The sequence below is a fragment of the uncultured Methanobrevibacter sp. genome (assembly GCF_902764455.1).
Classification (GTDB): Archaea; Methanobacteriota; Methanobacteria; order Methanobacteriales; family Methanobacteriaceae; genus Methanocatella.
This window is the reverse complement of record NZ_CACWVY010000038.1, coordinates 1-20,026: the sequence shown is the minus strand read 5'-3', so window position 1 is coordinate 20,026 and position 20,026 is coordinate 1. Positions and strand designations below refer to the sequence as shown.

At 34.1% G+C, this 20,026-nt stretch carries 9 protein-coding genes and 1 pseudogene; 7 read left to right on the top strand and 3 right to left on the bottom strand.

Features of this window, described 5'->3' with window-relative positions; translation table 11 throughout:
• The first annotated feature begins 13 nt into the window (after nt 1-13).
• Entirely contained in the window at nt 14-3,352 is a 3,339-nt protein-coding gene (locus tag QZU75_RS10610) for an Ig-like domain-containing protein (protein ID WP_296883628.1), read from the top strand.
• Between the two features lie 343 nt (nt 3,353-3,695).
• Here QZU75_RS10610 and QZU75_RS10605 read toward each other — a convergent pair whose 3' ends face one another.
• Nucleotides 3,696-3,821 carry a hypothetical protein gene (locus QZU75_RS10605; protein ID WP_296883625.1) on the bottom strand — a complete coding sequence of 42 codons (126 nt, stop codon included), beginning with the start codon at nt 3,819-3,821 and terminating at the stop codon, nt 3,696-3,698.
• Nucleotides 3,822-4,241: 420 nt separating this feature from the next.
• On the opposite strand from QZU75_RS10605, the gene QZU75_RS10600 reads away from it, so the two are divergent.
• Together QZU75_RS10600 and QZU75_RS10595 are read left to right on the top strand one after the other, a co-directional pair.
• Nucleotides 4,242-4,883, top strand: a complete 642-nt coding sequence (locus QZU75_RS10600) for a site-2 protease family protein (RefSeq protein ID WP_296883624.1) — start codon at nt 4,242-4,244, stop codon at nt 4,881-4,883.
• Between the two features lie 83 nt (nt 4,884-4,966).
• A complete protein-coding gene (locus QZU75_RS10595) occupies nt 4,967-5,293 on the top strand; it encodes a hypothetical protein (RefSeq protein WP_296883622.1) in 327 nt (108 codons plus the stop codon).
• A 27-nt stretch (nt 5,294-5,320) separates the two neighbouring features.
• Here QZU75_RS10595 and dusB read toward each other — a convergent pair whose 3' ends face one another.
• A complete protein-coding gene (gene dusB, locus QZU75_RS10590; protein WP_296883620.1) occupies nt 5,321-6,310 on the bottom strand; it encodes a tRNA dihydrouridine synthase DusB in 990 nt (329 codons plus the stop codon).
• Nucleotides 6,311-6,386: 76 nt separating this feature from the next.
• On the opposite strand from dusB, the gene QZU75_RS10585 reads away from it, so the two are divergent.
• Complete coding sequence (locus tag QZU75_RS10585; RefSeq protein WP_296883619.1) at nt 6,387-7,139, top strand: Cna B-type domain-containing protein; 753 nt, start codon at nt 6,387-6,389, stop codon at nt 7,137-7,139.
• Nucleotides 7,140-7,205: 66 nt separating this feature from the next.
• Here the strand turns inward: QZU75_RS10585 and QZU75_RS10580 are convergent, their stop codons facing one another.
• Entirely contained in the window at nt 7,206-8,054 is an 849-nt protein-coding gene (locus QZU75_RS10580; RefSeq protein ID WP_296883618.1) for a DUF1002 domain-containing protein, read from the bottom strand.
• A 163-nt stretch (nt 8,055-8,217) separates the two neighbouring features.
• Here QZU75_RS10580 and QZU75_RS10575 point away from each other — a divergent pair, with 163 nt between their 5' ends.
• The 3 genes and pseudogenes from QZU75_RS10575 to QZU75_RS10565 all read left to right on the top strand — a co-directional run.
• Nucleotides 8,218-13,176, top strand: coding sequence for a cobaltochelatase subunit CobN (locus QZU75_RS10575; protein ID WP_296883617.1), 4,959 nt, complete (start codon nt 8,218-8,220; stop codon nt 13,174-13,176).
• Between the two features lie 140 nt (nt 13,177-13,316).
• Complete coding sequence (locus QZU75_RS10570) at nt 13,317-17,861, top strand: right-handed parallel beta-helix repeat-containing protein (RefSeq protein WP_296883615.1); 4,545 nt, start codon at nt 13,317-13,319, stop codon at nt 17,859-17,861.
• 179 nt (nt 17,862-18,040) lie between these two features.
• A pseudogene (locus QZU75_RS10565) lies at nt 18,041-20,026 on the top strand (hypothetical protein); the annotation flags it as partial.

Below are 20,026 nucleotides of genomic sequence, written 5' to 3'. Positions count from 1 at the left end.
TGATAACTTCAATATGAACAGTACTAGTGTGACATTTACTGTAACAGAAATTTCCAAGGAAAATACCACTATCGATCTTAACATTGATGTTTATGAAGACGCTGCATTAGTTATGGTTGATGTGAATAAATCTGCAACAGGACTGGTAAAATTCTATATGGTAGGTAAAGAAACTGGTGAAGAATATACTATGTACATGGACATTATAGACGGTCATGTAGAAACCTTTACCAACAGCATCGAACCTGGAAACTACACCATAGTTGCAACATACATGGGAGACTCAGTATTCAACACCAACACCACATCCAAAGACGTTGAAATCCTCGGACATCTCATGAAAGACACTCCAATCGATGTAGCTGTAGAAACCAATGCAAATAGAGTTACATTAACTGTTAAAGTTGATGAAAACGCTACAGGATTTGTTGAAGTCAAATCTGGCGTAAGCGTATCCAATATCGCATTGGAAAACGGCGAATCCACATTAACAATCACATTGCCTTACGGAAGCTACACATTGGACGTAACTTACCTTGGTGATTACAACTACAATAAAAACTCCACCAAAGCAGAATTCACACTCGTAGAACCTGCTAAGGCAAATACTCCAATTTCATTAGACGTTGTGAGTGAAGAAAACAATGTAGTAATGACAGTTACAGTAAATGAAGCTGCAACCGGCCTTGTCAAATTCCAAGTAACCGGCGAAGAAGAATACACTCTCTATGCCGATGTTGTCAATGGTGAAGCGGTTCTTGAAGATATTCTTGAAACCGGCGATTACACAGTAATTGCAACATACATGGGAGACAGCAGATTCAACACCAATATTACATCTCAAGAATTCACTATCGCAGGCCACATTAAGAAGGATACTCCTATCACTGCATATGCTGATGTGAATGGAAACAGAGTTACTTTAACTGTGAATGTTGATGAAAACGCTACCGGATTTGTAAAACTAAGTGTCGGTGATACTGAGGCTAATATTGAATTAGCGGATGGTGTTGCAACATTAACATTAACATTGCCTGCAAACAGTTACTTTGTTGATGTAACTTACCTTGGTGATGATAACTACAATGTAAACAATACTAAGCTGACATTTACTGTAACAGAGGTTTCCAAGGAAAATACTGCTATTGATCTTAACATTATTCCTGTTGATGAAGACAGTGTTGTGTTTGTTGTTAGTTTGAATAAATCCGCAACTGGACTGGTTAAATTCTATATAATCAGTAAAGAAAGTGGTAAAAACGCTACTTCGTACATGGATGTTAAAAATGGTTATGCAAGAATCATTGTTCACGACTTTGATTCTGGAAACTATACTGTAGTCGCAACATACATGGGCGATTCAGTATTCAACACTAACGCTACATCTAAAGACTTTGAAGTCATTGGTCATGTGATGAAGGATACTCCAATTGATGCAACAGTTGAAACTAATTTAAATAAAGTTACATTAACTGTTAAAGTTGATGAAAACGCTACTGGATTTGTAGAAGTTAAATTTGGTGATAATTTATTTAATATTGCATTGAAAAATGGTGAAGCTACATTTACTACTGAATTGCCTTACGGAAATTACAGTTTAGATATAACTTATTTAGGTGATGAAAATTACAATAAGAACTCCACTAAATGTGAATTCACAATTGCTGAAAAACAAAAAGCAAACATTTCAGTTGATGTTCCAGATCATGTTGAACCTGGTGACGAAGCTAAAGTTAACATAACTTTGCCTGATGATGCAACAGGTAATGTTGTTGTGCTGGTTGACGGTAAAGAGGTCGGCGCCATGATTGTAAGTGGAGGTAACATAAGTCTTCCAGTCGGTGAGCTGACTGCCGGTGACCATGTTGTTGAAGTCAGATATTCTGGTGATGATAAATATGCTGCTTCAAGTGAAACAAAAGCAGTCAATGTGGCTAAACTTAATTCCACTATATCTGCAACTTCTGCTGAAATTACTGAAGGCGAAACTGCTGTAATCACTGTGAATGTTGATGCTGACGCTACTGGTAGAGTTTTAATTGATGTTGGCGGCAATAAATTCTACGCTGATGTTGTAGATGGCACTGCTAAGGTTAACATTGTCGGTTTGGCTGCAGGAAACTACGTTACTGATGTTGTCTATCTTGGTGATGAAAATTATGCTGAAGCAACCAGCAGCGCTGATATTACTGTTAATGCAAAACCTGAACCGGCTACTAGTGATGTTAATATTACTGTGCCAGTTGACTATAAAGTCGGCGAAATGTCTAATGTAACTGTTAACATTCCTGGTGCTTCCGGAAACGTTAGTGTTATTGTTGACGGTGTGGAAACAGTTGTTGAACTGGATGAAAAAGGAACTGCTGTTGTACCAATGAACATGACTCTTGGCGAACACAGTGTTGTAGTTGTCTACACAGGTGATGAAACTCACGCTCCTGCTGTAAAAACAACAAGCATAAATGTAGCCTTATTGACCAGTCAGTTCAAAAATATTACACTTAGCGGTGATCTGGTGCTTACTGGTGTATTGGTAAACTCAATGGGTGATGTTATACCTGATGCAACAATCACATATGTAACAGGTACTAAAAAAGGTACTTTAACTACTGCTGCAGATGGTTCATTTACCATTAAAGCTGAAAATAATGCTGTTTTATCCATTGCTTATGCCGGAACTTCCGATGTGCTTGGAACAAGTATTGATATTGAAATTGATATTCAAGAAATTACTCCGGAAAGATTAGGCAGCAAATTCAATGTTACTGAAGGTATTTCAATTAAAACCTATGCTGTAGACAGTCCTGCAGGTGAAATTGGTCAGACCAATTTATTCCTGTTAACTGACTCCAACGGTAATCCTATTGCTAATGCGTCTGTTCAGTTTGCATACAAAACAGTTATTCTAAACAGATCAACTGACGAAAACGGTATAGTATTTATTGGTATTAACACTCAAGTGGCTCAGGAAGCACTCTGTGCAATGTCATATCTAGGCGATGAAAAATATAATGCTACATTTGTCGCATTCAGTTATGATATCCAGAAAAAACCGATTAAAATTTCCGCAAGTGCTAAAACCTACAAAACAAGTGCAAAAACCAAAAAATACACTGTAACAATAAAAACAGAAAAATGCAACTCAAGAGACGGAAAAGTTTACCTAAGCGCAGGTAAGAAAATAACCATGAAAATCAACGGTAAAACCTACACAGCAAAAACCAATGCTAAAGGTCAGGCTACATTCAGCCTTAAAATTACCAAGAGAGGTAAATATACTGCATCCATTAAGTTTGCCGGTGATAAAACATACGCTTCAGCAAGCAAATCCGTAAAAATAACAATTAAATAAGAAGTGATTATATTTCACTTCTACTTTTTTTTATTTTTTTAATGTCTTCGTGATTCTTTTAATTTAATTAAATCTTGCTGTCAATTAATTAAAAGAGATTCTGCAGACATGATTTTAATGAGTGATATTTTACATTAACGATTTGTATTTTTAAGAGGAAATGTCATTACTCTGTAATTTCTTAATTTTCTTGTTTTTCTAATTTTACTTAATTTTTTACCTTTGCGGTGAAAATTACGGCATACTTTAATTTTTAAAAATAAACATGTAATGATGAGAACAAAAAAAGGTAAATTTGATTTTGCACTAAACTTGCAACAAATCCTATTAAAAAACAAGATAATTATCCTGTCTTGTAGCTATCAAAATTATCAATTTTATTCTGAATCTGTGGTTTTGCATTGTCGTCTTTTTCTTTTGATGCAAGTTTCCTACATTTGTCATATTTATCAGGATACTTATCTACCATGAACTATCTCAATTGTGTCAGCTTTTAAATATTCATTGATGTAGATGTTACCGTTGCTGTGTTTTCAACTTCCACATTTCCTACATTGTAATTTTCAACAGGTCTTGAAAATTAAACGTTTATAACATCGCTGTAGGTGTTATTATTGTTTAAATAGTGTTTGATTATGTTTTGCATCACTGATTGAGGTTACCTCAATTATTCCTAATCCAAATACTATTAGGATGATTGTAAATAGGATAATTTTTGTCTACATTATTAATATTTTTCACATGCATTGAACAACTTGAAGAATTATGTGATATGATTGGGATTATACCGGATGGATATTTCAAACATTGTAAGTAATGAGTCAAATTGATAATTTTTACTGAAATTTATTTAGAAAAAAATTTTATATAGGAAATAAATAGTAGTATCATGTTTAAATTTTCCAAGAGGGAATTAGGGGATTTAACTATTGCATTTGTTGCGCTTACAATTTGTTTTGAAATAGCAACTGCCGGAATGAATGTCAATGGAATCATTTCAAGTTTGCCTATTGTAATTGTTGGGGTGGTGATAGGCTCTATTTCTCATGAACTCGGACACAAATTCACGGCAATTAAATACGGTTGCGATGCGGAATTTAAATTATGGCCTCTTGGATTATTGCTTGGACTGGTCACATCATTTTTTGGATTTGTATTTGCATCACCAGGTTCAATTCACATTCATCCTGAATATGTCTCTGATGAGGTAAGCGGCAGAATTTTCATCGCCGGACCAATGGTTAACATGGTACTTGCAATAATGCTAATAGTAATTGCAGCTTTGATATATCCATTAAACGGTCATTCATCCTTTTTTCATTTGATTTATTTAATCTGCACTATCGGTTTTTCTGTTAATAGCTATTTGGCCACATTTAACCTATTTCCTATTTATAGTTTGGATGGAACCAAAGTTTTAAAGTGGAACGCCAAGATTTGGATTGTTGCAATTGTCATTTCTGGAATTATGATGCTGATGTCCATCACGATAGGCGCTGAAAATATGGTAAAATTATTTTTAGTATTGTAAATGGTCACAATTTCAAAAGATTTTATGAAATAAACATTAAACTTAAATAGTATATTGAATAAGATAAAAAAAGAGGTGAAATTATGGATGAAAGAATTTCAGTGGATGATGTTTTACAATATCAGCACCTGATAACAAAAGCGCCATCATTTTTATTGGGGAGGATGGCAAAGAAAAAATCAAATTTAGTTAGTAAATTTAAATCACCTGTTCAATCATATTTGGCCAGATTAAATGATGACCAAAGAAACAAACTTCATATTGTTTTAAATAGTGAAGTTGAGGATTTGCAGGCATTAATGGCCGAAGCTTATAAAAAGACAAAAATAAAACAGTATAAAATATTGTCTGATCCTAAGCATAAGGAATTTATTGAATTCAATCTCGACGAATTGAGAAAAATTATTTAATTTTCTTAATTTTCTTTTCTTTTTTTGTTAATGCTTGAAATTATTCATTGATTCAAGATACTCGTCAAGCAGTTTAAATAACTCTTCTTTAGTTTTTATTTTAAAGATTTTTGGCTTTATTTCAATGCTTCCCGGCAGATTTTTCAAATAATAGGCAGTATGGGATCTCATCTCTTTGATGGCTACTTCTTCACTTTTCAAATCAATCAGTAATTCGGTGTGTTTTTTAGCCATGGCTATTTTTTCTTCGGCAGTTGGCCTTTGTGGTTCTATATCTTTGTCAAGATAATCTGCGCATTGTTTTACAAGCCACGGATTTCCCCGAATTGCTCTGCCAATCATTATGCCGTCACAGCCGGTTTCGTCAATCATCTTTTTTGCATCATAACATGTCCAAATATCGCCGTTTCCAATAACCGGAATTGATACGGTGTCTTTAACTTCTTTAATTATGGACCAGTCTGCGGCAATGTCATATCTGTCTTCACGTGTGCGGGGATGGACTGTGATGGCTGATGCTCCTGCATTTTCAATAATTTTTGCCATCTCAACTGCATTGATGCTGTCGTGGTCCCATCCGCTTCTAATTTTAACGGTAACTGGAATCGGAACGCTGTCAACAACTGTTTCAACGATTTTTCCCGCTTTTGAGGGATTTTTAAGAAGTGCGCTTCCTGCACGGCTTTTTATTGCAACCTTTTTAACTGGACATCCCATGTTAATGTCAATAATGTCCGGTTTCATGTTTTCATAGATGAATTTTGAAGCTATTTCGAATGATTCCGGCTCGGCTCCGAATATTTGCTGGGAAATTGGTCTTTCTTCTTCGGTCATGTAAAGCATTTCTTTAGTCCTGTAATTGTCATACATTATGGCCTTGTCTGAAACCATTTCTGTTTCAATAAGTCCGCATCCCATTGATTTGACAATTCTTCTGAATGCAGAATCACAAATTCCTGCCATAGGTGCAAGGACAACCTGATTTTCTATTTTTACATTACCGATTTTCCATTTCATAAAATCATCTGAAAATTATTATGATTATATATTGGAGATTATATAATTAATAATACCTATTGTTTGGAGGTAATTCATGAGTAAAAAAATATTCGTTTTATTGTTTGTCGCTGTATTTCTGATAGCTTCTATCGGTTTTATATCAGCTGAAGATTCTGCCGATGATGCTGTCGGGTCTTCTGACAATTTAAAAAACATCACTGTTAAGAAGATTTGGGACGATAAGGGTTTTGAAAGCCAAAGGCCGGATTCTGTTCAGGTTGAACTTTATGTCGGCGGAAAACTTGTCGATAGAATTAACCTAAACAGTTCAGATAACTGGAAAGCTATTTTTAAAAATGTTGATGTCTCAGGTGATGTTAAAGTTGTTGAACTGAATCGGTCCTCTGATTATAAAATTTCATATGATGGAAATGTCGAAGATGGCTTTGTGATAACTTCTAAAATTGCCAAAAATGCTACAAAAGATGATGTTTTGGGAAAAAGCAATGATTCTGACAAATTAGCAGATAATGGTACTTCACAAAAACAGAATACTACTGAAAATAATAATACTGGCGGACAGAATGCTTCTGCAGATGACAATAAAACAGAAAACATAACAATCTACAACATGACCAATGAAACAGACATTGAAATCAATAATACCACAACAATTAAAAATGTAAATAAAACAGTCAACAAGACTGTAGTTGTAAATGAGGAAAAAGCTCCTCCTAAAAAACCACCGGCTAACCTCATTGACTTGAGAAATACTGGTTTGCCAATATTGTTTTTAGTTATAGTGGTAATAGGGGCAGTATTTTTCTCTTTAAGACGTAAAAAATAGATAAGAGATTCTTTCTCTTATTTTTTTATTTTTTTAACTTCATTAAAAAATAAATAATTGGACTATTTAAGTAAATAGTCCGTCCAAGAATCCTTTTGCAGAATCTGTAGCATTTGTGTTATTCAACACATCAGATACTTTTGATTCATAATTGTTTTTGTCTCCTTGCGCATTTTGGATTTGTTCTATTGTTGTTGCAAGTTTTTCGACGTCACTGTTTGTAATGTTGATGTTGTTTACAACAGTGTAATTATTGATTATGTTTACGATTGTTGGGTGATCTGTAACGTTTTTCTCTTTAACGGTTTCTTTTACGTCATCAACCATTTTTGATACTTTATCTGAGCTTACGTTTGAGTTTTCAACAATTTCCGCTTGTGTGTAAATTTCCTTGTTTGCCGCTTCTTTTACGGTTTCAGGAATTTCAACGTTTGTAGCTTCTTCATAGGAATTCATTATTCCTGCTAATGCGGATTCACCAGTAGCAGTTATAGGACTTGTTACATAAACATGTCCGCTTTTGATTCCTGCTGATTTTAAAGCGGATAAATACATGTCTCCTGTTATTGTAGTGATTTTGGATTTGTCTACACTAACTTCAAGATTGTCATTATCGTTCAAATCAACAAGTGCTGATGAGAATATTTGGTCGGATCCGTAAGTTTTACCTGTTATTGTACTTGAAATTTTATTTACTTCGCTTGCAGTGATTATTTTTGTATTTGCATTTTTCAAATCAACATTTGCCTGATTTTTGAAAAATGAATCAACAGTATTTTTATAGTCTGCATTTGCATTTGTAGTCTCGCCGTAGGTAATTACTACAGGGTCCACTTGGCCTGAAAATCCGATAGGGATAATCACACCAACTAATATTATAGATAAAATAACAATACCTATTGTACTCTTGCGCATATTATCACCTCTTTATAATAGCAAATTTTATTTGTACATTTAAGTATTTAAATGTATATTATTTTAGTGTGTTTTTTCATATTTTCTTTAAATTTTCTAATATTCAGCAACTTTTATATGTTCTCAAATCAAATTTAATCTTATAGTAAATATTTATATTGCTATGTTTAATTATAACAATTTGAAAGGAGGTGAAAATACGGTAAAATTAAATAATCTGGTAATATTTGCATTAATTATTTCTGTATTGCTTCTATTTTCTGCAGGTACTGTATTTGCAGGAAATAATGAAACAATATCTGATGTAGTAAGTGTTCCTACAGAACATGAAGAAATAACGCACAGCAGTGCTGAAATTAATGAAATCCAAGCTGCTAACTCAGAGGGTCAAAAGATTGAAGCAACAAATAATGTAATTAATGTTGTCAATGTTAAGGATGCCTATAATAAAACTAGCAATACTTGGGATGAAGACGGTTTTAATTTAGCGGGAGCTACAATTAAAGTTTTTGATTCTTCAAATAAATTAATTTCAACACATAAAACAGATGCCAATGGTAATGCAGTAATAAAAAATCTGGGATCATCAAAATACTATTTGGAGATTTCTTATTCAACATATGAGCCAATTAAATTGGATCCAATTGATTTTTCTAAAAAATCAGGAACTGTTGATATTAAGGGTTTGATGTTTGTTCCGGATATTCTGCTTTTGGTGGATTATAACTCCCACAATGAAAAGGTTGACATATTGATGAACATGTCCCGAAGGGTTGCCTATATCAGTACAACTGATTTCGACAAGTCCAGGGCATGGCTGGTTGAATATGCCAATTATATGCACATTGACATGTTTTCAGAATCGGCATACAGCGTTTTGACAGGACAATATTTAAAGGAACTCCTTGCAAAATCTCCTGCTAATGCAAAATACAACGTTGCATATACTTTCAGTGTCTTTTCAAAACAGATATTAAATAACACTGGAATTCATATTGTAGGAGCTTCTCCTGCCAATAATACTTTCGATACTATAGAAAACACTTACATAGGTTCATATTTCCAAGCCCGTGATATTGAACAGTCAGATATTCTTCTAAGCAATATGAAAAATTATTTGGATTATGTTTATTACATAATTGATCCCTCAAAATATGATGATCCAACACTCGATGAGAATAATGCTCCGTTAATGTCTCCTGAATGCGGATTTTACCATCCGGATTTAGGTATGTACACCCTGGTTCCTGAAGGAAAGCTTATTAATCAGTGGATTCGTGAAAATCCTGGTTATACTCACAGCAGTGACGGTAGTTTAAACTGGATGACTGAAAATTATGTGGTATGGTTGACAAATGTTTTAGACCCTACAAAATTATTCAAACAATTTGAAAGCGATTACATTGCTAAATTCCATCCTACCAAATCATTCATAGCTATTGCTTCCTATTATGGTGGTGAAGAGGTTTCTGATGCATTAATTAGAGGTTATGAAGCTAACGGCAGACCAGCATTTAACGTATTTAAAACTGGTACTCAACCTCCTATGTCTTCAATATTAAATAAAATCAATAATATTTCAACTGTGGGCATTTCTGCTGTAAATTCATTATGCAGCTGGTCTTTGGACTATGCCAATGGTACTGCAGAACCTGATTTGACTGACATTGACCTTCATGTACTGAAAGGAATTGTTGAAATATCAGAATACAGTTACAACAGTGAATTGGGACCTCAAGTTGAATGGACATATATGGTTACTTATCCAAGTTTTGAAGGAGTATTCGGTCAGGTTGCATTATCCTGGGTGGACAGTCTAGGTAAGTCCCATGTAATTCAGGACGGTGTAGACAAGATGGTCCAATTGAACTGTAAATGGGCTGATTTGCATGACCTGAACAATTCCGATAAAAAGGTAGCTATAATGCTTTATAATTATCCGCCGGGTAAGGCAGAGATTGGTGCATCATATCTGGATGTATTTTCAAGTGCATATGAACTGATTATCCAGCTGGCTCTTCAGGGATATGATGTTGGCGGTAACTTCCTTTATTCAAATTATTACAACAACACCTTTGAAGTCCTTCTCAACACTTCCACAGGTTACAAAATAAACGGAAGCTATGTTAATCTGATTTCATTATACAATTTAACCCAAATCATATTTGACATGAACAATAAGGGTTCATGGGCAAGCGGTTTGCTTGAAAAGTATGTTGAAGAGAACTGGGATATGCTTATGAAGCATCATCAGTTAATTTCACTTGAAGACTTTGAGCATCTGACTTCAGATATCAGGGATGACCTGTACAATAAACTGATTGGGTATTGGGGAGACAATTTAGGTCCTGCAATGGTTTATAAAAATAAATATATTGTAATTCCTGGAGTATGGTTCGGTAATGTCTTCATTACTTTCCAGCCAAGTAGAGGTTGGGAGGAAGTTCAGGATTACCACAGCCTTGTTATCCCGCCGCATCAGCAGTATGTTTCATTCTACAAATGGATGGAAAAAACAGCTAAAATCAATGCTATTGTAAGTATGGGAACTCACGGAACTCTTGAATGGCTGCCTGGTATTAACCTTGGTGCATTTCCTGGAGACTGGACATTCGAATTGTCACTGATTCCTACAGTATATCCGTATATTGTATCCAACCCTGGTGAGGCAATGGTTGCAAGGGATAGAAGTTCCGCATTGCTGATTACTCACATGACTCCTGCAATGGTTTCATCCGAGTTATATGGTAATTATACTACATTAAAAAATTACATCAATTACTATAAGGAACAGCTAAGTCTTAACGTGACTTCCAATGCAGAATCATATAAAAAACTGATTCTTGAATTGGCACCTGAACTGGGTTTCAGAAATTTCTCAAAAGACAATGAAACATTCCAGGACTGGATTGACGATTTGCACCATTATCTTGATTCAATGGAAGATGACTTCAATACATTCGGTCTTCATACTCTCGGAAAAGTACTGACAGGTTATGAATTAACTGAAGAGGTTATTACAATTGTAACTTCCCAGACCAAGATTTATAATCAGTTGGTTGAATTCCTTTATCCTAATTTGAAGGAACTGGATTTCTATAAGGATATGCAGAAGAATTTCAAGTATTCCAAACAGGTCGATACAGTCAAGAACTTCCTGAATACTTATGTTTCCCGCCTTGTCAACGGCACTTCCGCAGAGGATTTGAACAGGGAGTACGGTATCAGGAAAGGCACAGCATTATATAATTCAACTTCCTACTGTGAAGACATCATTGCCAATATTCAAAGGAATAATGAATGGAATGCAATTTTACTTGCATTAGGCGGTCGTTATGTAAAATCAGGATTATTTGCAGACCCTTCCTATGGTGATTCAATACCTACAGGATATGACGGTTATGCTTCCGACCCTACAAGAATGCCTTCTTATGCTGCATACGAATCTGCTGTAACAATAGTCAACATGCTTTTGGCAAACTATTATGAACAGCACGGCAAATGGCCGGAACTTACTTCATTAATCTTATGGGGTACTGAAATTTCAAGAACTGAAGGAATCGGTGTTGCCGAGTTCATGTATCTTTTAGGATGTAAACCTGTATGGGCAGATAACGGAAAGGTTTTAGGCGTGGAACAATTGCCTTTGGATGAACTGAAAGTAACTCTAAGTAACGGCACAGTTTTAAACAGACCTAGAATTGACGTATTTGCAAGTATGGTTACAAACAATAAGGATTGGATTACATGGATGTTGACTTCAGTCAGTCTGGCTCTGAATGCTACAGGAGAGGATGAAACAAATAATTATGTTAAAAAACATTATGCTGAAAATCCGATGTTGGATAGGTTATTTGGTCTTCCGGGTAATGTATTAGAGGGAACCGGTATGTCAAATCTTATTCCAAACACTGCAGACTGGGATATTGCTTCAGTTAACGAGTATGCAATGGACATTTATTTAAGCAAAGTGTCCTATTCATGGACTCTTGATGCAAAAGGAAATGTTGTAGTCAACAATCAAAAGGAAAACTACAAATACTTGCTTGATAAGGTTGATGTAATTACTCAAAACTTTGACAGTTCCTGGAGATTGTTTGATTCAGACGATTACTATGATTGGTTCGGCGGTTTGTATAATGCTGCAAGCGTATTAAAAGAACAATCAGGTAAGGAAAGACCTGACACATCATTTTTTGATATCAGGAACAAAAACAACTATATTTCAAGGACTTATCAGGAAGAAATTGACTTTGAAGTTAGAAGTATCCTGTTAAATCCGCAGTATATTAATGCATTGGTAAACTCTCCTGCAGGAATGAACGCATATGCGTCCAGATTCCAGAACTTCTATGCAAGTACTGTAATAGGTGGTGGAAAATTAAATAGAGAGCTTGGTAACCAGCTGGCTAAAACTATGCATAATATTAACTCCGGAGTTACCAATTCTCAGTTAGCTGCCGGTGCTCAGTCTTCAACTGCATGGCTGATTTATATGGCTCAGCAGGGAATCTGGCAGGCTGATGCAAAAACCGTAAAAGATCTGGTTGATGATTATATGGATTCTGTTAATAAGTATGGTGTTGCATGTTGTCACCACACATGTAAGAATCTTGCATGGAATTCAGAAATCATCCAGTTAAGTTCCTTAACTCCTGCTGAAAAGCAAAAATTCGCAGAAATTCTTGCTCAGGCAACAAATACTGACCCATTATATAAAATGGACCAGGACTTTGATAAACAGGGAAGTAAAGGAAATAATAATGGTGCAGCTTCCGAAGGTGAAGAGGGCAATAAAAATGCAAATGTATTGTCAAACAGTACTTCACAGCAATCACAATCTGACGGTTCAAATGCCGGAGGTCAAACTGCATTTGGTAATGAACCATCTGCTTCAGGTGATGCAAAATCAAGTGCAGATTCACAAAGTTCACAGGACGCATCTTCTGGAGGAGAAAGTGCAGGCGGTGCTAAAGCATATGAACTTTCAGACAAATCAGCTTCCAAATCTGCAAGTTCAACTGAATCCAGCATGCCGATATTTGTAATTATTGCAGTTATTGCATTAATCGCTATATTCCTTGTTGGATATGTAAGAAAAAATGATGAAGATGAATATTAAATTCATCTACTTTTTTTATTTTTTTAGTTATTTTTAAATATTATATCTTGTCATAACTAATAACATAATAGAAAATTTTTAAAGTTTAGTTTAATTAAATTTTCTTTAATATATTAAAATTTAATAGATGAGGTATAATAATGATTAAAAAATTTAATATTTTTTTAGTTTTATTACTGCTTTTCATTTCAGTTGCTGCGGTCAGCGCAGTTGACAATGAAAATATGACTGAAATGGGTAGTAATGAAGCTATTCAAGATACGTTAGAGGTATCTGTTGATGAAGATATTAATTATGCATCCGATAATTCGGTTGATGAGGTATCAATCAACGAATCAGATTTGCTTTCTTCATCTTCATTTACCATTACTGAAAGTAATTATGACCAGTATTTTAATTCTAGAAATGGAGAATTGGTTTCTTCTGATGTAAAATCTGGTGATACAATAATTTTAGACGGCAGTTTTTCAAAAAAGAACTTTATTGTTAATATTCCAGTAAATATTGTTGGTTCTTCTTCCAATGATTTGAAAAACTCCATGGTCTTTTTGAAAAGCGGTGCTTCAAAAAGTACAGTTTCTAATTTAAATATTGCAAATTCCGCTTCAGGTAAAGCAGGTGTTGTTTTAGATGGTGCAGATTATTGTATAGTTAAAGATTGTATAATAAGCAATACCGGTGCTGGTTCCTATCCGATTTCAGTTATCAATGGTGCAAATTATAATAATGTAACCGGCAATAATTTAAAAGGATACGGTATTTCATACGGTCACGGTACCAGATCAACACCGGGATTAATCGTCAGCGGTTCTCATTATAATTATATAGCAAATAATTATGTTGAAGTGGATGACGCCAACGGTATATACCTGTCAAGTTATTCTGGCGAAAGTGATGATAAGCTTATTAGAAATAATGGGGGCATTTCCAACTTTAATGTAATTTATAATAATACAGTTAAATGTAATGAAAAGATTTTGCCTACTTCCTGGTGTTGGCTGATTCAGATAATGGGTAACAATAACACTATCAAATCCAATACTGTTATTAGAGGCTACAGAGGCATTACCACTGCGGGTTCTGGAAATATTATTGTGGGAAATACTATCATTAACATTACCGGTGCTGATTTTAATCACCTTGGTGTTGAAACCGGTGGAGAATATGGTATTGTAGGAGCTTATCAGTCTACAGTAATAAACAATACAGTTATTGGCGCTAAAATAATTTCAACCGGTGCCGGAATATCTGCAATTGACAATTCAGTTGTTGAAAACAATTGGGTCAATATCACTAAAGTGGGTAAAGGTATTAATTTGGCCGGTTCCAATGTAGTGGTCAGAAACAATACAGTTTACACAGTATCCGGTTCAGGTATTTATGAAAAAGATGAAGGATCAGGTCTTTTGGTTGAAAACAACTATGTCCATTCCAATTCAGGTGTAGGTATCCTGATTGAAAAGGTAAATTCAAGGAGAATGCCTTCAAACGTTACTGTCATCGGCAACACTGTTATTACTGAAAATAAAGTAGCTATTGATGCAAGCGGAGTAATGGAATCCACTTCCAACATTGACGTTAAATCCAACAATGTTGATGGAAAATTGATAATCAGTCCTGCAGGAGTCATTGATACATCAAAAGCAACATTTATCTTCAAAGGAGATACAATCACAATTACCCCTTCCAACATTAGGGAATATATTAATGATAACGGAGGATTGACTTCAGAGGTTAATGATGGAGATATATTGGTATTTGACGGAACATTCAATAATGAAGTCATTTATGTTACAAAAGGTGTTAAAATAACCGGTAAAAATCCAGTATTCTATAATTCCACATTCAAAGTAACATCAGGAAATGTATTGATTGAAAATTTAACTATCATCAATAGGGAGGCTAACAGAGTCAATGCATGGGGTATTTTCATAAATCAGGCTTCAGGTGTTAAAATAGCTAACAATAAAATTACAGTCAGTGATCCTAAAGCGGCTTATGCAGTTTATGTTTTGGAATCAACTGAGGTTTCAGTTTTAAACAACGAATTGACATCCGAAGGGGACTATCTGACATTTACCTTGCTTTCATACGCTTCTGAAAATTGTACTTTTGCAAACAACACAATTAAAACATTTGGTACAGGTGAAGTTTATTCATTCATTCCTGAAAAATGCATTGACGGTAATGAAATAACTATTGATGGAAAACAATATTGCATTGACGGCAATGAATTGTTGATAGACGGTAAATCTTATTGTATTGATGGTAATGAGCTTGTTATTGACGGCAGGTCCTATTGCATTGACGGCAATGAATTGGTTATTGACGGACAAAAATATTGTATTGACGGTAATGAATTAGTCATTGACGGTAGATCTTACTGTATTGACGGTAATGAATTGACTATAGACGGTAAAGTTTATTGTATTGATGGTAATGAGCTTGTTATTGACGGCAGGTCCTATTGCATTGACGGCAATGAATTGGTTATTGATGGACAAAAATATTGTATTGACGGTAATGAATTAGTTATTGATGGCAGGTCTTACTGTATTGACGGTAATGAATTGACAATTGACGGTAAGGTTTATTGTATTGATGGTAATGAGCTTGTTATTGACGGTAAAAAATATTGTATTGATGGTAATGAGCTTTGCATTGACGGAGCTGAATACGCTATGGGTGAATCACACGTTATCTCAGAAATTTATCAAACCTACGGAATTTTATTATTATACTCATCTAACAATGAAATTTCTGGAAACGATGTAAATGTCACTTCAAAACTGGCTTCTGTTCATGCAACAACCGGAAAAGATAACTCTACAAATTCATTGGTTGGAATTGACTTGTACTTCAACAGCCACAATAACGTATTTTCCAACAATAACATCTACATAAAAGCTAATGACAACTACATTTATGGTATGGGTGTTTTAGGATATAACACAGGCCACACTGCTCCTGAAGGTCAGGGTGCTACCAATAACCGTTTTGAAGGAAATGAAATCACTCTTGAAGGCCCATATTTCACAACAGGTTTGATTGTTGGCAGTTCCTCTGAACAGACACTTTTAAAAGACAATGTTGTTAATTTAAAATCACCTGTCAGCTATGGAATTACTCTGGAAATGTCTCAAAAATCAACTATTGAAAATAATGTTTTAAACTTAAACGCTGATGTTGTTTACGGAATCGATTTGATTTCCTCCAGCGATAATGTTATCAGCAATAACACAGTTGTCGGAGAAGGCAAACAGGTCTACGGCATGTTAATTTCCAACGGTAAAAATAATGGAATTCGTGACAATTCAGTTAAAGCTAAAGGTAATGGTGAAAACTTAACTTTCAAAAACTTGGACTCTCTCGGATTCGGTAACGCAGGTATTTATCTTAGGGCAAATTCAACCAATAATGAAATTACAGGCAATAATATAACTTCCGCTAAAGGCTATTCTATTCTTGCTGACAGCATTGCAGTTTCAAATGTGATTGCTGATAATTATCTTGAAAGTGAAAAAGGCATTGCAGATAAGGCAGTAAGCGTTCCTGAAGGAAATAACGTTTCAGATAATTATGTATATGTTGCAGAACCGTTATCCGTTAGTGCCGGTGATGTTGCATATATGGGAACTGGAACATTTACAATAACATTCGATAAAATCATGGACGGTGCTGTTGTAAAATTCTATGATTCAGATGGAGTTTTATTTGCCCAATCTGAAGTTTCAAACGGCATTGCAACTGCAAGTTATAAATTTGATGCTACATTTATACCTGCACAATACATATTTTCAGCTAAAACTTCCAGGGAAAACTATAATGATGTCACTTCCGAATTAAAATTCACAATAACTAAAGGCAATATAGTAATTGATATGGCTGACATTTCAATTGAACAGGGAAATCCTGGAAATATTGTTGCAAAGCTTTTGGATGAATTCGGAAATCCTATAGCCAATACCAATGTCCAATTCAAGAGGATTAACTCTGCAGGAAGAGCAACACCTATTGGAAGTGCAGTCACTGACAAGGAGGGTATTGCTGTATATAATTATGAAGTTCCAGAATCCTTAGAACCTGGCAGTCATGTAATAACTTCTGAAGTTGCTTCTTCAGATTATTATAATGGTGCAAATTCATCTTCTACTTTGCAGGTAATTGAAAAAATAACAATCACTGGAAATAAAGCTTACAGTGTTTATTACGGCAATACTGTAACATATAAGGTTAGAATTGTTTCTACTGATACCAAAAATCCTATTGTAGGTAAGGCAGTAACATTTAAAATCAAAGATAAGACTAAAACTGTCAATACTGATTCAAATGGTTATGCATCATATTCAGTAAAATTACCTGCAGGTTCATATACAATTACTGCAACATGTGAAAATAAACAGGTATCCAATAAAATCACATTCAAACCTACAGTAATTGCTAAAAACCTTTCTAAAAAGAAAGCTAAAACCATCAAGTACACTGTTAAAGTAGTTGACAAAAAAGGTAAAGTGGTTAAAAATAAAAAGGTTACCTTTAAGGTTAAAAATAAAAAATACACTGCAAAAACCAACAAAAAAGGTATTGCTACTTTGACACTTAAAAATTTCAAAGTAGGTAAATATTTAATATATTCTACTTATAGTCGATGCACTGTAAAAACAACCTTAACCGTTAAAAAATAAAGGTTTTAACCTTTATTTTATTATTTTTTCAATTTTTCTTTAATTAAATTTAAATATTCTCAAAATTATATATTTAGACAATAGTCATTTTTTTTCAATTTTATTAGACTATTTTTTTTAATTTACATAATAAATGAGGTGAAACGATTAGGTCAAAAACTTTATTTATTTCATTAATCATGCTATGCTTAGTAATGTTGTCTGCAGGAGTTACATTCGCTGCAGATAATGCTTCTGATGTTGTAGCAGCTGATGAAATAGCTACTGATGAACCGCTTGCTGTTGAGCAAAACGCTCAGGCATTAAGTGAAAGTACTAAGATTTATATTAATAATTCAAATATTAATCAGTATATTGATAATAATACAGGTACAATTTATGAAAATGTTACCGCAGATGAATTAATATTTGATGATACTTTTGAAAATTTGAACTTAACTGTAGAACGTCCTATAACATTGACTGGAGGAAATAATTCCTATTTCAATAATCCAAACATTGAAATTTATTCAAGCAATGTTATTTTACAAAACTTTACAATACTCCAGCAAAAAGGTGTTAATTCTATTTTTGTAGGGGCAGATGAAAATTATACTGTTGATAATGTAAGCATTTCTCATGTGGACATTACATTTACAGATAACCAAAATGGTGCAGGTGCAATTCCTATTGAAGTTATAAACTCAAATAATTTCATTTTGGCAGATTCCAGTATTTATTATACTGGTAGAACAGACGGTAATTATCTTAATAATATTATCCGTATAACCAATTCAAGAAATGCTAAAATTAATGACAATAAATTTAGTGGGGATTTAGCTTCTATTCCAGTTGATTGGGTTCCATCTAGTTCTGGCTGGGTGAAAAATCCTATGAGTGAAGGAATTGTCATCAAAGATTCTGACAATGCAACTTTTGATAACAATATTGTAGATGTTACTTACAATAATGTTTCTGGTGTTTACGATACTATTTATGCTGTAGATGTCTCAGGATCTGATGCTGTCATTACTAATAACAATATTACTGCTAATGGTAATTCCTATATTTATGGTATTATTGCATCAGGTGATAATTTCACAATCAAATCCAATAACATTAACTCTACTGGAGTATACTATGCTAACGGTATGGATATTGAAGGTCCTGCTTCCGGTGTAATTGAAAACAACAACATTGATGTTAGTGCTGAAAGTAGTGCTTATGCTATTTATTCCGGTATGAATGGTGCTAATGTTACTGCTGATTATACTGGTAATAATATTACTGGTAAAGCTTACAATGTATTTGGTTTCTCTTTAGGTGACGTTTCAAGTAATCTTAATGATAATTTTGTTGATTTAACTGGTAATTATACTACTGGTGTTGCTTTCAGAGGAAGCAATATTAAAGCTATAGGAAACAGAATTATTTTGAATTCTTCCGAAGAAGGTAATGAATCTATTTGGGAAGGATTTGGTGTTGAAGCTGTTGGTATTAAAGTTATTAAAGGTGGTGCTTATTTAGGTAATAATACTATTGCTACTTCCGGTAAAGGTGTTTCTTTAACTGGTAATGAGACTGCTTCTATTATGGCTTACAATTTCATTAATGTTGTTGCTGGTGCGGATAAGGATGCTTATGCTATTTATGCTGTAGATGCTTCTGTTTTATTGGCTATAGGAAATACTGTTGATTATCAGGGTGCTACTAATGGTGCTGGTATTAATAATGCTGTGTATCTTAATAATGTGTCTGCTTGGATTGCGGGAAACAAGTTTGATTTGGATTTAGTTTCTTCTTATGTTCCTTGGTTTGAGATTCCTGCTGGTTCAGATAACTGGGTATCTTTCCCTGTTTCTGAAGGTATTGTCTTTGATGAATCTGACAATGTAATGTTCAGGTATAATGAGGTTAATGTTACTTACAATGATGTTGTAGGCTTTTATGATACTATTTATGCAGTAAGTTTCAAGAATTCTGATAATGCTACTATTAAAGACAATAATATTACTGCAAATGGTCACACTTACATTTATGGTATTCAGGTAAGTGGAAATAACTTCACTATTGAAAATAATACAATTGCAGTTGCATCTGATATTTATTATGCTAATGGTATTGATATTGAAGGTCCTGCTTCCGGTGTAGTTAAAGACAATAATATTGATGTTAATGCTGATAAT

Bases quoted from the DNA above. Each gene is read 5' to 3' on its own strand.
- QZU75_RS10610 (WP_296883628.1), top strand. From the start codon at position 14: ATGAACAGTACTAGTGTGACATTTACTGTAACAGAAATTTCCAAGGAA.
- QZU75_RS10605 (WP_296883625.1), bottom strand. From the start codon at position 3,821: ATGGTAGATAAGTATCCTGATAAATATGACAAATGTAGGAAACTTGCA.
- QZU75_RS10600 (WP_296883624.1), top strand. From the start codon at position 4,242: ATGTTTAAATTTTCCAAGAGGGAATTAGGGGATTTAACTATTGCATTT.
- QZU75_RS10595 (WP_296883622.1), top strand. From the start codon at position 4,967: ATGGATGAAAGAATTTCAGTGGATGATGTTTTACAATATCAGCACCTG.
- dusB (WP_296883620.1), bottom strand. From the start codon at position 6,310: ATGAAATGGAAAATCGGTAATGTAAAAATAGAAAATCAGGTTGTCCTT.
- QZU75_RS10585 (WP_296883619.1), top strand. From the start codon at position 6,387: ATGAGTAAAAAAATATTCGTTTTATTGTTTGTCGCTGTATTTCTGATA.
- QZU75_RS10580 (WP_296883618.1), bottom strand. From the start codon at position 8,054: ATGCGCAAGAGTACAATAGGTATTGTTATTTTATCTATAATATTAGTT.
- QZU75_RS10575 (WP_296883617.1), top strand. From the start codon at position 8,218: ATGTTTAATTATAACAATTTGAAAGGAGGTGAAAATACGGTAAAATTA.
- QZU75_RS10570 (WP_296883615.1), top strand. From the start codon at position 13,317: ATGATTAAAAAATTTAATATTTTTTTAGTTTTATTACTGCTTTTCATT.